Annotated in this window: 14 protein-coding genes; 3 read left to right on the top strand and 11 right to left on the bottom strand. The window is 63.5% G+C overall.

Annotation, left to right across the window (positions count from 1 at the left end; genetic code table 11):
- Positions 1 to 121: 121 nt before the first annotated feature.
- The 7 genes from LCF60_RS14125 to LCF60_RS14095 form a co-directional block, all read right to left on the bottom strand.
- Positions 122 to 820, bottom strand: a complete 699-nt coding sequence (locus tag LCF60_RS14125; RefSeq protein WP_292292612.1) for a sulfotransferase family 2 domain-containing protein — start codon at positions 818 to 820, stop codon at positions 122 to 124.
- Positions 821 to 1,019: 199 nt separating this feature from the next.
- Positions 1,020 to 1,628 (bottom strand): superoxide dismutase, encoded by a 609-nt coding sequence (locus LCF60_RS14120; RefSeq protein WP_292292610.1) that lies wholly within the window; start codon positions 1,626 to 1,628, stop codon positions 1,020 to 1,022.
- 121 nt (positions 1,629 to 1,749) lie between these two features.
- Positions 1,750 to 2,322, bottom strand: a complete 573-nt coding sequence (locus LCF60_RS14115) for a sarcosine oxidase subunit gamma family protein (RefSeq protein WP_292292608.1) — start codon at positions 2,320 to 2,322, stop codon at positions 1,750 to 1,752.
- Complete coding sequence (locus tag LCF60_RS14110; protein ID WP_292292606.1) at positions 2,315 to 5,332, bottom strand: sarcosine oxidase subunit alpha family protein; 3,018 nt, start codon at positions 5,330 to 5,332, stop codon at positions 2,315 to 2,317. The genes LCF60_RS14115 and LCF60_RS14110 overlap by 8 nt, the downstream gene beginning before the upstream one ends.
- 68 nt (positions 5,333 to 5,400) lie before the next feature.
- A complete protein-coding gene (locus LCF60_RS14105; protein ID WP_292292604.1) occupies positions 5,401 to 5,730 on the bottom strand; it encodes a sarcosine oxidase subunit delta in 330 nt (109 codons plus the stop codon).
- 159 nt (positions 5,731 to 5,889) lie between these two features.
- Positions 5,890 to 6,036, bottom strand: a complete 147-nt coding sequence (locus tag LCF60_RS14100) for a hypothetical protein (protein ID WP_292292603.1) — start codon at positions 6,034 to 6,036, stop codon at positions 5,890 to 5,892.
- A 130-nt stretch (positions 6,037 to 6,166) separates the two neighbouring features.
- Complete coding sequence (locus LCF60_RS14095) at positions 6,167 to 7,411, bottom strand: sarcosine oxidase subunit beta family protein (protein ID WP_292292602.1); 1,245 nt, start codon at positions 7,409 to 7,411, stop codon at positions 6,167 to 6,169.
- A 181-nt stretch (positions 7,412 to 7,592) separates the two neighbouring features.
- Between LCF60_RS14095 and ccmI the strand changes: the two genes are divergently transcribed.
- The 3 genes from ccmI to LCF60_RS14080 are packed head-to-tail and all read left to right on the top strand — an operon-like array spanning position 7,593 to position 9,548.
- Complete coding sequence (gene ccmI, locus LCF60_RS14090; RefSeq protein ID WP_292292601.1) at positions 7,593 to 8,822, top strand: c-type cytochrome biogenesis protein CcmI; 1,230 nt, start codon at positions 7,593 to 7,595, stop codon at positions 8,820 to 8,822.
- A gap of 4 nt (positions 8,823 to 8,826) precedes the next feature.
- Positions 8,827 to 9,303 (top strand): Holliday junction resolvase RuvX, encoded by a 477-nt coding sequence (ruvX, locus tag LCF60_RS14085; protein ID WP_292292600.1) that lies wholly within the window; start codon positions 8,827 to 8,829, stop codon positions 9,301 to 9,303.
- Positions 9,304 to 9,317: 14 nt separating this feature from the next.
- The gene (locus LCF60_RS14080; RefSeq protein WP_292292599.1) at positions 9,318 to 9,548 is read left to right on the top strand and encodes a DUF1289 domain-containing protein; all 231 of its coding nucleotides are present in this window, start codon (positions 9,318 to 9,320) and stop codon (positions 9,546 to 9,548) included.
- Positions 9,549 to 9,637: 89 nt separating this feature from the next.
- Here LCF60_RS14080 and LCF60_RS14075 read toward each other — a convergent pair whose 3' ends face one another.
- The 4 genes from LCF60_RS14075 to dusA all read right to left on the bottom strand — a co-directional run bounded on the left by LCF60_RS14075 (position 9,638) and on the right by dusA (position 13,244).
- Entirely contained in the window at positions 9,638 to 10,084 is a 447-nt protein-coding gene (locus LCF60_RS14075) for a hypothetical protein (RefSeq protein ID WP_292292598.1), read from the bottom strand.
- A gap of 106 nt (positions 10,085 to 10,190) precedes the next feature.
- The gene (locus tag LCF60_RS14070; protein ID WP_292292597.1) at positions 10,191 to 11,300 is read right to left on the bottom strand and encodes a calcium-binding protein; all 1,110 of its coding nucleotides are present in this window, start codon (positions 11,298 to 11,300) and stop codon (positions 10,191 to 10,193) included.
- A 164-nt stretch (positions 11,301 to 11,464) separates the two neighbouring features.
- Complete coding sequence (locus tag LCF60_RS14065) at positions 11,465 to 12,241, bottom strand: hypothetical protein (protein ID WP_292292596.1); 777 nt, start codon at positions 12,239 to 12,241, stop codon at positions 11,465 to 11,467.
- A gap of 4 nt (positions 12,242 to 12,245) precedes the next feature.
- Complete coding sequence (dusA, locus tag LCF60_RS14060; protein ID WP_292292595.1) at positions 12,246 to 13,244, bottom strand: tRNA dihydrouridine(20/20a) synthase DusA; 999 nt, start codon at positions 13,242 to 13,244, stop codon at positions 12,246 to 12,248.
- Between the last annotated feature and the right edge of the window lie 79 nt (positions 13,245 to 13,323).

Raw genomic sequence — 13,323 nt, 5'->3', positions numbered from 1 at the left:
CTACTGGGATGCGCGGCATTGGGCAAGAGCACCGAGCCTGAGCCTCGAAGGCTTTGCGTGGTTCTTTATTGCAGGATGGGTCCCGGACAGCGCGACGCGGCCGGTGACCGGCGAAGGCGCGTCAGGCGGGCGTTTTCACGCGCGCGTTCATCTCGGTTTCGTGGCGCACCGGACGCGCATAATACCCGTCGAGGAAATCATATTCCGGTGCCGTATACGCCATGAGGCGCTCAAAACTCTCCGGGCCGAGATCTTCGACCCCGATTTTCGGACCGCCGGTCTGGGTATGCGGGATCTCGACAGTCTGCCCGATCCGCGCTGACAGGTCCGCGGCGAGGCGCGGAAGCTCGTCCGTGCGGTACACCGCATCGAGAAGCGCAAGATCGGGGCCGACATAGGTGCTGACCGGGTCGGTATGGCTGCGAATGGAGTGCGAAAACGCGCGGTACTTCTCGAGCTTGCGCAGAAAGACGTCGATCGACGGGGTCAGGGACAGGCCACGCATTGCCGCGCGCAATCGGGCCCGCGGCATCTTCTGCATGTCCCGGTGGTGCAGAACCCGGTTGCTGTAGGCCGACAGGATACGTTTTGCCGGATCGCGCACGATCGTGAATTTCCAATAGCCGTGCAGCGCCTCGATATCCTCGCGCGTGACCGGGATTTTCACCTTGTAGAGCTTGTGGATATTGCGTCCGCCATAATCGGCCGGATCATAGGGCTTGCCGTACAATACAACATGAAAGGCGTGTTTGACGGAGGTGCTTGCCGCCTTGGGAACATTGAAAAAGGCTATCTTGTGGTTTTCCAGAATGACCGGCACCGGCATCTCCCCATGGCTTGCAATGGTCGCCTGCGAACAAAGCTTGCGAGGGGGAACACGGGAGACGACACAAAAGTTCCAGCCCGCAACTCCGGCGCGTACGGTTTCGTCGCGGCAGCACCCAAGAGGGCGCGTTGACGGTCGGAAACGGAAAAGCCCCGCCGAGTGGCAGGGCTTTCCAACAAGATTTCTAAACCGGTCAGGCCTTGGACAGACGCTCTGCCACGTTTTCCCAGTTGACCAGGTTGTCGAGGAAGTTCGCCAGGTAGGCCGGGCGCTTGTTGCGGAAATCGATGTAGTAGGAATGTTCCCATACGTCGCAGCCCAGAAGCGCGGTCTGGTCGAAACAGACCGGGTTCACGCCGTTTTCGGTCTTGGTGATCTTGAGCGAACCGTCCTTGTCCACGACAAGCCACGCCCAGCCGGACCCGAACTGCCCCGCACCCGCGGCGGAAAAGTCTTCCTTGAACTTCTCGACCGAGCCGAACGCGTCGGAAATGCGGGATTCCAGGTCGCCGGGCATCTTGTTGTCGCCCGGTCCCATCATTTCCCAGAATTGGTTGTGATTCCAAAGCTGGCTGATGTTGTTGAAGATGCCGTTCTGCGCCACGGCGTTGGGATCATAGGTTCCCTTGATGATCTCTTCGAGGGATTTTCCCTCCCACTCGGTGCCCGACAGCGCCTTGTTGCCATTATCGACATAGGCCTTGTGGTGGATGTCGTGGTGATACTCGAGCGTCTCTTTGGACATGCCCTTGTTTGCCAGCGCGTCATGGGCGTAGGGCAGATCAGGAAGTTCGAAAGCCATGTTGGTGTCCCCTCGTTGGTGCGTCATATTACACAGGCATACCTGATGTGGCGCACCGGCAAGGTCAAGCCCGCCGGTGCACCAATCGGGGATTTTACCCGCCTGTCCGTCGGTCAACGCGTCAGCGGGTGAAATGGTTCACGGCAGATGCCTCATCGGCCGATATGCTCAGAAGACCGAACATGTAGGCCGCGACCGACCGGAAGCAGACGATGCGTGCCGTGCTGGCATCGTCCATCCAGAACGCGGCAGCGACCTGTGCCATGCGGGTCCGGCGGACCATGCCGGGCCCAAAGGCGCCCGGGCTCATGTCGACCGGGGCCAGCTTGGCGATCACCTCGCGCAGCATCGTGCCCTTGAGCCGGAACACCGCGCGGGCGTCCGAGACATTGACCACCAGCGCATGTGCGCCTTGCAGTTTGGCCGAAAGGTCATCGGTTTTTTGTCGGGCCAGGTCAGCGGGGCACAGCAACAGGGCTTCGTCGGGGGACATCCATAGCGCGCCCTGCGCACCGTCGATGGCGGTTTCGCGTATGCCCGGCAGGGTCACGCCGAAGACGTCCCTGACGGCGGTGACGATGGCGTCGTCGGTCAGGTCGCCTCGCAGGGTGATCATGCCCTGCCCGGCCAGTTCTTCGACCTGCACGAGACCGTCGAAAGATGCGCCGCCAAGCGCCAGTTGCACGTCAGACATTCTGCTTCTCCCCGTCCGGATCAAAGAAGACCGCGTTCACGATTTTCGCCTTGATGGTGTCGTCACCGCCAGCGGTGAATTCGATCACCTCGCCCATGCGATCAGGACCGTCAAGCACCAGACCCATCGCGATGCCCTTGCCCAATGTGGGGCTGTGATATGTCGAGGTGACGCGCCCTTGCGTGTTGCGCTGGCCGTTTTCGTTTGTGCCTGCGGCAATCGCGTAGGCCCCGTCCATCAGGGTCGACCCGTTCAGTGTTTCCAGACCTACCAGCTTCCAGCGCCTCGGATCGGTCATGTGCGACCGCGCCTGCGCGCGCTTTCCGATATAGTCGTCTTTCTTCTTCGAGATCGCCCAGTCGAGGCCCAGATCCTGCGGGATCACCGTGCCGTCGGTTTCATCCCCGATCATGATAAAGCCCTTTTCGGCGCGCATGATGTGCAGCGCCTCGGTGCCATAGGGGGTGATGTTCCACTCTTGTCCGGCTTCGAGCAGCTTGTCCCAGAAGGCGCGGCCCAGATTGGCGGGCACGGCGATTTCGTAACTGAGTTCGCCCGAGAAGGAGATGCGGTAGACGCGCACCGGGAAGCCGGCCAATTCGCCGTCCTTCCATTCCATGAAGGCGAGGTTTTCTTTCGAAACGTCCATGCCGCCCAGTTTTTCCAGCAGCTTGCGGGCGTTGGGGCCAACAACGGCGACCTGTGCCAATTGCTCGGTCGCGTTGACGGTCCAGACCTTGAAATCCCACCATTCGGTTTGCAGCCATTCCTCCATATGGGCATGGATGCGATCCGCGCCGCCGGTGGTGGTGTGGCAAAGAAACGTGTCCTCGTCGATGCGCGCAACCACGCCGTCATCGGTCAGAAATCCGTTTTCGGTGCACATCAGGCCGTAGCGGCATTTGCCGACTTTCAGCGTGCTCATCATGTTGGTGTAGAGCATGTCGAGGAAGCGGCCCGCGTCGGGACCCTTGACGATGATCTTGCCAAGGGTCGAGGCGTCGAGCAGACCGAGGCTGTTGCGGGTGGCCAACACCTCGCGGTGGACCGCGTCCTTGACGCTCTCGCCCGATTTCGGGAAGGCATAGGGGCGCCGCCAATGGCCGACCGGTTCCCAATGCGCGCCGTTGGCTTCGTGCCAGTCGTGCATCGGCGTCTTGCGGATCGGCTGAAAGATCTCGCCGCGCGCCTCGCCTGCGATCGCACCCATCGAGATGGGGGTATAGGGCGGCCGGAACGTGGTGGTGCCGACCTGCGGGATATCTTCACCCAATGCATTCGCAAGTGTCGCGAGGCCATTGATGTTGCTTAGCTTTCCCTGATCGGTCGCCATGCCAAGCGTGGTATACCGCTTGGTATGCTCGACGGATTCAAAGCCCTCCTGCGCAGCAAGCTGCACATCGGACACCTTGACGTCGTTCTGGTAATCCAGCCACGCTTTCATGCGCAGCTCTTTCTTGGCGCCCTGCGGCATCATCCAGACCGGGACCAAGGGTGCCTCATCGGGCGCATCTGCACCTGGGGCGTCGATGTCGCCGCTGTCGAAACCGGCCCTTTGGGCGGCGGTTTTCCCGGCGTTTGCAGCGTTTTGCAGGACGTTGTTCAGATGCATTTCGCCATCCGCTGATCCAGCGGTGATCACGAACGGGTTGCCATCATGGCTGGTCGGCGCGCGGGTATGATCCGGGCGGAAGGCAGCCTGGGCCGCATCCCAATTCAGCTTGCCACCGCAATGGGACCACAGATGCACCACGGGCGACCAGCCGCCGGACATGGCGACAGCATCGCAGAAGATCTCTTCAAGCACCTCGCCTTCGCCTGCCTGCACACCGCGACAGACGGAATGCACGCGTTTCGCGCCCTTGACCTTGACCGCCGCCGCGCCGGTTTCGACCCCGATGCCAAGCGCCTTGGCCTCCTCCATCAGCGCGCCGCCGCCTTCGGGACGGGCATCGAGGATCGCGGGCACCTTGAGACCGGCCTGCACCAGCGCGATGGCGGTGCGGTAGGCGTCGTCGTTGTTGGTCACGACAACGGTGCGATCGCCGGGGCTGACGCCGAAATTGACGAGGTAGTCGCGCACGGCGGAGGCCAGCATCACGCCGGGAATGTCGTTGCCCGCAAAGGAGAGCGGGCGTTCGATGGCCCCTGTCGCGGTGATGACCTGTGCCGCGCGGATGCGCCAGAGGCGGTGGCGCGGGCCCGCCATTTCAGGCGCGTGATCGGTCAGGCGTTCATAGCCCAGCACGTAGCCGTGATCGTAAACCCCGGCCCCCATGGTGCGGGTGCGGATCTGCGCATTGGGCAGCGCGTCCAGTTCTTCGCGGGCCTTGGTGACCCATGCGTCCGGATCCATCCCGTCGATCGTGCCGCCATCAACCGGCGCGCGGCCTCCCAGATGGGCGGTCTGTTCCAAAAGCAACACCTTGGCCCCGGCGCGCGCCGCGGTCAGCGCGGATTGCAGACCGGCAACACCGCCGCCGATCACCAGCACGTCGGTGAAGGCATAGAAATGCTCGTAGCGGTCGGCATCGCGGGCGTCTTTGTCAGGCGCTTTGCCAAGACCGGCGGAATGGCGGATGAACGGCTCGTAGACGTGTTTCCAGAACGGGCGCGGATGGATGAACATCTTGTAGTAGAAGCCCGCGCTCAGGAACCGCGAGAGCGTGTTGTTGACGATGCCCACATCGTAGTTCAGCGACGGCCAGTGGTTCTGGCTGGTCGCGGTCAGGCCGTGGAAAATCTCGGTTGTGGTGGCGCGCTGGTTCGGCTCGAAGCGATTACCCTCGCCCAGCCCCACCAAGGCGTTGGGTTCTTCCGATCCCGACGCCACGACGCCGCGCGGCCGGTGGTACTTGAAGCTGCGGCCCATCAGCATCTGGTCATTGGCCAGTAGCGCGGAGGCGAGCGTGTCGCCCTGACAACCCTTCAGGAGCGCGCCGTTGAACTTGAAGGACACGGGACGGTCGCGATTGATCAGGCGGCCCTGGGTTTGAACGCGGGTGCTCATAAGTCAGACCTTGGCGCTGGCGGAGGTGTGGGAGCCTCCGGCGGGAGTTTTCTTGGCAAGATGAAGGGTCATGTCAAATCCCTCCATCTGAATCCGGGGCGTTTGGCGCGGATCGTGTCGAGGATGTCCTTCGGCGGCGTGGTCGTCTGGGCGCTGTAGGTGCCGAACACTTCGAGCGTGTCGGTCGCACGCGCCGCATGGAACCACTTGCCGCAGCCGTTCACGTGCCGCCAGCGTTCGAAATGTACGCCTTTCGGGTTTTCGCGGTGGAACAGGTAGCTCGTGAACTCGGCGTCCGAACTGTCCGGGCCAAAGCGCGTCAGGTGGGCTTCGCCGCCTGCATGGAGTTCGGTTTCCTCGGCCTCCACGCCGCAATAGGGGCAGGTGATCAGGAGCATTTCGGGGTCTCCAATGAAGAGAAGGAGGGGCACGCGGAAAGACGCGCCCGGCAGGGGGTCGGGCGCGTGCGCTGGATCGGGCCACGCGAAACAGGGCCCGTCGCGGTTGCGGCGCGGGGCGCAGACGTGAGCGGGCGCGGGTCGGACGACCCGTCGCGCTCAGCCGTCTTCGCTGTCGGTCTCGTCGACGGCTTCCGTGTCGGGTTCCGTGTCGAAACGCTCGGCGGGTTCGGGGTCCCTGAGAAGGTTCCACCCGAGAAGGCCGAGAACGACGACCAATGCGATGATTGCCCACATTTTCGACATGCGCTTTGCTCCGTTTTGCCTGTTGGAACAATCGCGGCGGACGCGATGCGTTCCAAGGCGTCGGGGCAAGGCGCGGCAAAACACCCGGGACCAGACAGAGGCCCGGCGGAGACAGACAGCGAGATCGTCATCAATGCGCCACCCCCGCGGCCACGGATTCGTCAATGAAGCGGCCTTCGCGGAAGCGGTCGAGGCCGAATTCGGCGGTGAGCGGCGAGTGGCCCTTGGCGATCAGCTCGGCCATGCCCCAGCCGGAGCCGGGGATCGCCTTGAAGCCGCCGGTGCCCCAGCCGCAGTTGATGAAGCAGCCGTCAAGCGGTGTCTTCGACAGGATGGGCGAGCGGTCGCCTGTCATGTCGACGATGCCGCCCCACCAGCGCAGCATCTTGAGGCGCGAGATCATCGGGAAGGTTTCGACCAGCGCGCGGACGGTTTCCTCGACGTGGTGGAAGGAGCCGCGCTGGGTGTAGTTGTTGTAGCCATCCGCGCCGCCGCCGATGACCATTTCGCCCTTGTCGGACTGGCTCATGTAGCCGTGCACGGTGTTGGCCATGACGACCACGTCCATGCAGGGCTTGATCGGCTCGGAGACAAGCGCCTGCAGCGCCACGGATTCGATGGGCAGACGGAAGCCCGCCATTTCGGCCAGCACGCCGGAATGGCCGGCGACGACGATGCCCAGCTTGTCGCAGTCGATCTCGCCCTTCGTCGTCGTGACGCCCTGCACCTTGCCGCCTTCCTGGCGGATCGCGGTGACTGCGCATTGCTGGATGATGTCCATGCCCATGTCCGAGCACGCGCGGGCATAGCCCCAGGCCACCGCGTCATGGCGCGCGGTGCCGGCACGGGATTGCCAGAGCGCGCCCAGGACGGGGTAGCGCGGGCCCTTGAGTTCGATGATCGGGCAGAGGCGCTTGACCTCGGACGGGCCGATGAATTTCGTCTCGACGCCCTGCAGGTTGTTGGCATGCGCGGTGCGCTGGTAGCCGCGCACCTCGTGTTCGGTCTGGGCCAGCATCATCACGCCGCGGGGGCTGAACATGATGTTGTAGTTCAGGTCCTGGCTCAGGGTCTCGTAGAGGCTGCGCGCCTTTTCGTAGATCGCGGCGGACGGGTCCTGCAGGTAGTTCGAGCGGATGATGGTGGTGTTGCGGCCCGTGTTGCCGCCGCCCAGCCAGCCCTTCTCGATCACCGCCACGTTGGTGATGCCGAAATTCTTGCCAAGGTAATAGGCCGTGGCAAGCCCGTGGCCGCCGGCGCCGACGATGATGACGTCGTATTTCTTCTTCGGCTCGGGCTTGCGCCAGGCGCGTTCCCAGCCGGTCTGGTAGCGCAGGGCTTCTCTGGCAACGGCAAAGGCGGAATAGCGTTTCATGGGCGACTCGGGGCTTGGGTGATCTGACGGATATGTGGACTGAACTGGCCCGGGTGAGGATACGCTCAGCGTCCTTTTACCGTGATTTTGCGACATGGCGCTTTGTCACGGGGGTTTGCCCTTTTTTCAAGCGGCTTGCGGTTATACATGGCTATGAAACAACTCGTGGATTTTGCGCAAGATGACGTTTTTCTGGATCGCGACCATCGTTCTGGCCATCGGCATGGCGGGGCTTCTTGCGGTGGCCCTGTTGCGCGGCCATCGGCAGACCGGACCGGCAGAGGCGTTCGACGTTCAGGTCTACCGGGACCAATTGGCCGAAGTCGACCGCGAGGTACAGCGCGGGGTGATCTCGGAAGAAGACGCGGACCGCCTGCGCACCGAAATTTCGCGGCGCATCCTGTCTGCCGATGCCAAGGCGCAGAGCGGCGGAGCAGCGGGTGGACAGCCGAAAACCCTTGGCCTTGCGATGGCGGCATTGATGGCGGCCACGCTGATCGGCGGCAGTTATTGGCTCTATTCACAGCTTGGCGCGCCCGGCTACGGCGATCTCGGGCTGGCGGCCCGGATGGAAATGGCCGAGGCGGCGCGCGAGACCCGGCCCTCGCAGGCGGACGCCGAAGCGCAGCTTCCCGTCAGCGAGGACGCGGAGATGCAGGAGGAGTATGCGGCCCTTGTCCAGCGCCTGCGCGGCGCCGTGGCCGAGCGTCCGGATGATCTCCAGGGGCATATCCTGCTGGCGCGGTCGGAGGCGGCCTTGGGCAATTTCGTCGCGGCTTACGAGGCGCAGCAGCGTGTCCTGTCGATCAAGGGCGAGGCCGCCACCGGCAAGGATTACGCCGATCTGGCCGACATGATGGTGCTGGCGGCTGGCGGCTATGTGTCGCCCGAGGCCGAACGGGCACTGGAAGCGGCGCTGACGCGCGATCCGCAGAACGGCGTGGCACAGTATTACATGGGCCTGATGATGGCGCAGACGGGCCGACCCGATGTCACGTTCCGCCTGTGGGACCGCCTGCTGCGGCAAAGCCCGGCCGATGCCAGCTGGCTGCCTCCGATCCTGGCGCAGATCGAGGAAATCGCCTTTCGCGCGGGGGTGACGAATTACCAGGTGCCGCAGCGGGCCGGCATGCCCGGCCCGACCGCCGAAGACATGGAGAATGCCGAAGAGATGAGCCCGGAGGCGCGGCAGGAGATGATCCGCGGCATGGTCGCGCAATTGTCGGACCGGTTGGCCACCGAGGGCGGCCCGCCCGAAGACTGGGCGCGGTTGATCTCGTCTCTGGGTGTTCTGGGTGACGAGGCGCAGGCCATCGCGGTGTGGAACAACGCCCAGGAGGTGTTTGCCGACAATCCGGACGCGCTCGAGATTGTGCGCGAAGGCGCGCGCGCCGCAGGACTGGTGTTGTAAGCCGTTGATCCATGACGATATCATCGAGTTCGCGGGCGCCCTGCCCCCGATGCGCGCGATTGCCGGGCTGGACCTTGGCACCAAGACGATCGGCGTGGCGGTGTCGGACGGGATGCGCAGCGTGGCGACCCCGCTCGAGACCGTGACGCGGCGCAAGTTCGGGCTGGATGCGGAGGCGCTTTTGGCGATCCTGGCCAAGCGCGACATCGCCGGACTGGTGCTCGGCCTGCCGCGCAACATGGACGGATCCGAAGGGCCGCGGTGCCAGTCGACCCGCGCCTTTGCCCGCAATTTCGCCGTCCTGTGGGACCGGCCCATCGGGTTCTGGGACGAACGCCTGTCCACGGTTGCGGCAGAAAGGGCGCTGCTGGAGGCGGATACGACACGCAAGCGTCGCTCGGAAGTGATCGACCACGTCGCGGCAAGCTATATTCTGCAAGGGGCGCTTGACCGCTTGCGCCATATCGAGGCCCGGCAATGAAGGAGCCGACAGGCATGAAAGACGACGTTTGGAGCCGCAACGAGATCGAAAGCCCCTGTGTGAAGGTCTGCGTCGTGCATCCGGAAAGCCGTCTGTGCACCGGCTGCCTGCGCACCATCGACGAGATCGGCGCGTGGTCGAAGATGTCGCCGGAGGCGCGCCGCGCGATCATGGCGGAGCTGCCCTCGCGCGCCGGACAATTGACCAGACGTCGTGGCGGTCGCGCCGCACGCCTGCTGCGCTAGCGCGGGACTGTCGGGCAGGGTTTTCCGCAGGACAAAAAACCGGGGCACAAGGCCCCGGCATGTCACTCGTTACTCTTGGGAATGTGTCGTCAGTCCAGTTCGAGCACACAGGTGCAGAACTGCTTGGCTTTCCAATGCGCCTTTTTGCTGACCTTGACGTTGTACAGGATCTGGTAGGTGTCATCCGGTTTCGCCAGGCAACAGGCGGTCACCTCGATGTCTTTCGGGGCCTGGGCGCAAAAATTCCGGCCGAGGTAATACATATCGGGCTGCACATCCGCGGTGAACATCGCGCGGCGATGGCCGTTTTCGTCGGTCACACATTTGACCTTGGGACAGGACACCGGGGCCGGTTTCGGCGCGCGCGTGATGTCACGCCGTTCACGGGACTCCTCGGACTCTTCGGGTTTTTCCGGCCGATCCGGGGTCGTCGGGCGGTCGAATGTCGGCTTTTCGTATGTCGGCTGATCTGGAGGCAGATCCAGCGCGAACGCCGGGGCCGCGATCACCGCGAAAATCAGCAGGGCAAGTCTCATATCATTTCCCTCTTCGGACCGCTTGAGCTGCGGCCTTGTCTACCATGTGCCCTTACCCGGGAGAAATCACTTCTCGGGGCACGGGCAGAGTGTTCACCCTGTCGGATCAAGCAGCCGATGCCTGAGCGATATTGATGCTTTCCACCACGAGGATCTGCTCGAGCGAGACGGTACCGGCGCCGGCCGCAACCGTTGCGACGGTCTGGCCATTTGCCTGAACCAGCGTGTCTCCGGAGTCTGCATCGGTTCCAAGCGTGATTTCGGTCTCGGCAGATGTTCCGACCGGAACCGAAACGATCACCACTTCGTCCTCTTCAAGGTCGACGATCTGCGGCGCATTGGCCGCGTCGACCCATGTGCCGGTAAAGAAGATATCGCTGCCGCCTTCACCGTAGGCGACGTCGCCGCTGCCCATCTGGATGTCGTCATTGCCGTCGCCGCCCAGAAGCACGTCGGGATCAGGAAGATCCTGTGCTTCGATCACGTCGTCGTCATTGCCGTCCCAGATGCCGAAGATCTGGTCATTGCCCGCTCCGCCATCAAGCGTGTCGGCCCCGGCGCCACCAACAAGGGAATCGTCGCCTTCGCCGTCCATGATGCTGTCGTCGCCATCATTGCCGAAGATCGTGTCATTGCCGGATCCGCCGAACATCGTGTCGTCACCAAACCCGCCGACAAGCTGGTCGTCGCCCTCCTGGCCGCTGATCACGTCATTGCCTTCGTCACCGAACATGGTGTCGTTGCCCAGTCCGCCGAACAGCTCGTCATCGCCGGTTCCGCCCGCGACAAGATCATCGCCGGAATTGCCGTTGAGCTGGTCATTGCCCGCGCTGCCGAAGACCTGGTCGCCGCCATCGCCGCCCAGCACGGTGTCGTCACCCTCCTGACCATCGAGGATGTTGTCCGCGGCGCTGCCGGAAATCGCATCATCGCCACCGGCACCGACCACGGTGTCCGCGCCATCGGTGGCGCTCAGGGTGTCACCGGATTCCGATCCGAAGGTCACCCCGTCCGACGTGACGATGCCGTCATCGGCCCCGCCGGTTCCGCCATCGCCGGTATCCGTTCCGTCGCCGGTATCGGTTCCATCGCCGGAATCGGTTCCGTCATCGCCGGCGCCGCCGGTGTCGGACCCGTCGTCATCATCGCCGCTGTCGGCGAATACACTGGCGGCCACACCCAGAAGGGTCAAAGCCAGAAGAGCTGCAAGTTCCATAGCACGTTAATCCCAAGATTACCGAATAGCCCTCAAACTACCCCTTCCGCCCGACCCGCTCATAATGAAATCGACAATTTGACAGGCATTGTTCGACAATGCGCGACAGTCTTTTTTGACGACGCGGCATTGTCCCGGATTGCCCGTTGGAATGTGGCGGTGCCTTATTTTTGCCGTATCCAGACAGGCCCTGTCTGACCTGATTCAGGCCGCAGGTATGCGACCATGCGCCCTTGCCTGGATGCGGTCGCCAGCGGCTGCCACGGGGCCACCCCATGCAACAGGAACGGGTTGAGCAGGACAGCCTCGCCCGGGCGGGAAAACAGCGCAACGCGGCGACAGGAGGAAAACACCTGCGCCCTCGCGGCGTGATAGAAATCGGTGATATCAATCTGCGCCCAGTCGGCCTCGGGTCGGTCAGCCAAAGCACCCCTCATCGCGCGCTGAAGGATTTCGTGGCTGCCTTGCCACACCACCAGAGGGCTGGCCCCGGGGGACGCTTCGGCAAGAGGAAGCCCCAGGATCCAGTCATGCCGCTCGCGCAGGAACCGGCGTTTCGGCGTACCCTCGGCCAACAGCCCGTCCATATGCGCCGCATCGCGGTTCCGCCGGTAGCGAAAGGCAGCCTCGCTCTCGCCCCTGCGTGGGCGCGGATAGCCGGGATAGGTGATCGACAGCTGCGCCGGGTGCAGATCGGACCTCGGGCCAATCCGTTTCAGAGCGGGGCCCGCCAGCGGCACACCGGATATCGACCCGTCCGGCATCGACGGAAGCGCATCGACCCCGACGAACCAGGTGCCTTCGCATTGCAGCCAACGGTCGATCATGTCCGGCTCCTGCGCCACCGCGCCACCGATGCGCCGCGCCGCCTGTGACCATCGGTACGTGTCGGAATCCCAGGGGAACCGGATGTAGCCGCAGTCCGGCCAGTCGGTGATCATGCCATCAGCCCGCCAGCCTGTCCGGATCCTGCATCCGCTCCAGCGCCTCATCGAGAAGCGCCACGCCGGATTCGGGCCGGTTTGCCTTTTCCGACAGCACCCGCCGCCAGGTCCGCGCGCCGGGCTGTCCGGCGAAAAGGCCCAGCATGTGCCGCGTGATCTGGTGCAGCTTGCCGCCCTGCTCAAGATGATCGGCGATGTAGGGGCGCATCCGGTCGATGACCTCCTCGCGTGACACAGGTGGCGTTTCAGTCCCGAAGATCCGCCGATCGACCTCGGACAGCAGATCCCAGGGGCGGTGATAGGCCGCCCGTCCGATCATCGCGCCGGTCATGCCACCCGCGATCAACTCCTCGGCCAGGTCAAGCGACTCGATCCCGCCATTGATCGACATCGGCAGATCCGGGAACCGGTGCGCCATCTCCAGGACAAGCGCATAGTCGAGCGGCGGGATGTCGCGATTTTCCTTGGGCGATAGCCCCTGAAGCCAGGCCTTGCGCGCATGGATGACGAGGTGGTCGCAGCCCGCATCCTGAACCTGCTTGATGAACTCCGGAAGGATCTGCTCAGGTTCCTGATTGTCCACGCCGATCCGGCATTTCACCGTCACCGGAACATCGACCTCGGATTTCATCGCCACCACGCACCTGGCCACCAGCTCCGGCGATTTCATCAGAACCGCACCAAACGTACCCGATTGCACCCTGTCGGAGGGACAGCCGACATTGAGATTGATTTCGTCATACCCGGCCTCGGCCCCAAGGCGCGCCGCCTGCGCCAGCTCCCGCGGATCCGAGCCCCCCAGCTGCAAGGCAACCGGGTGCTCGTTGGCGTGAAACTGCAACAGATGCACCGCCCCCCCCCGCACCAACGCAGGCGCGGTGACCATCTCGGTATATAAAAGCGCCTGTCGCGTGATCTGTCGGTGGAAATACCGACAATGGCGGTCGGTCCAGTCCATCATAGGGGCCGTGGATAATCTAGCGTGTTGATTTATTTGCATTTTTTGTGTATCTTCAAACTGTTGGCGGCGGATGCTGCTACGCTGGAATACGCCCCAATATCCCCGAATTTGCCCCTCT

The sequence above is a fragment of the Marivita sp. genome (assembly GCF_020055635.1).
GTDB lineage: Bacteria > Pseudomonadota > Alphaproteobacteria > Rhodobacterales > Rhodobacteraceae > Marivita.
Note: the sequence above shows the minus strand (reverse complement) of the source record. Positions and strands in the feature narration are given on the sequence as shown.

Coding starts and splice junctions, on each gene's coding strand:
- LCF60_RS14120 (WP_292292610.1), bottom strand. CDS start 1,628: ATGGCTTTCGAACTTCCTGATCTGCCCTACGCCCATGACGCGCTGGCA.
- LCF60_RS14115 (WP_292292608.1), bottom strand. CDS start 2,322: ATGTCTGACGTGCAACTGGCGCTTGGCGGCGCATCTTTCGACGGTCTC.
- LCF60_RS14110 (WP_292292606.1), bottom strand. CDS start 5,332: ATGAGCACCCGCGTTCAAACCCAGGGCCGCCTGATCAATCGCGACCGT.
- LCF60_RS14105 (WP_292292604.1), bottom strand. CDS start 5,730: ATGCTCCTGATCACCTGCCCCTATTGCGGCGTGGAGGCCGAGGAAACC.
- LCF60_RS14100 (WP_292292603.1), bottom strand. CDS start 6,036: ATGTCGAAAATGTGGGCAATCATCGCATTGGTCGTCGTTCTCGGCCTT.
- LCF60_RS14095 (WP_292292602.1), bottom strand. CDS start 7,411: ATGAAACGCTATTCCGCCTTTGCCGTTGCCAGAGAAGCCCTGCGCTAC.
- ccmI (WP_292292601.1), top strand. CDS start 7,593: ATGACGTTTTTCTGGATCGCGACCATCGTTCTGGCCATCGGCATGGCG.
- LCF60_RS14080 (WP_292292599.1), top strand. CDS start 9,318: ATGAAAGACGACGTTTGGAGCCGCAACGAGATCGAAAGCCCCTGTGTG.
- LCF60_RS14075 (WP_292292598.1), bottom strand. CDS start 10,084: ATGAGACTTGCCCTGCTGATTTTCGCGGTGATCGCGGCCCCGGCGTTC.
- LCF60_RS14070 (WP_292292597.1), bottom strand. CDS start 11,300: ATGGAACTTGCAGCTCTTCTGGCTTTGACCCTTCTGGGTGTGGCCGCC.
- LCF60_RS14065 (WP_292292596.1), bottom strand. CDS start 12,241: ATGATCACCGACTGGCCGGACTGCGGCTACATCCGGTTCCCCTGGGAT.
- dusA (WP_292292595.1), bottom strand. CDS start 13,244: ATGCAAATAAATCAACACGCTAGATTATCCACGGCCCCTATGATGGAC.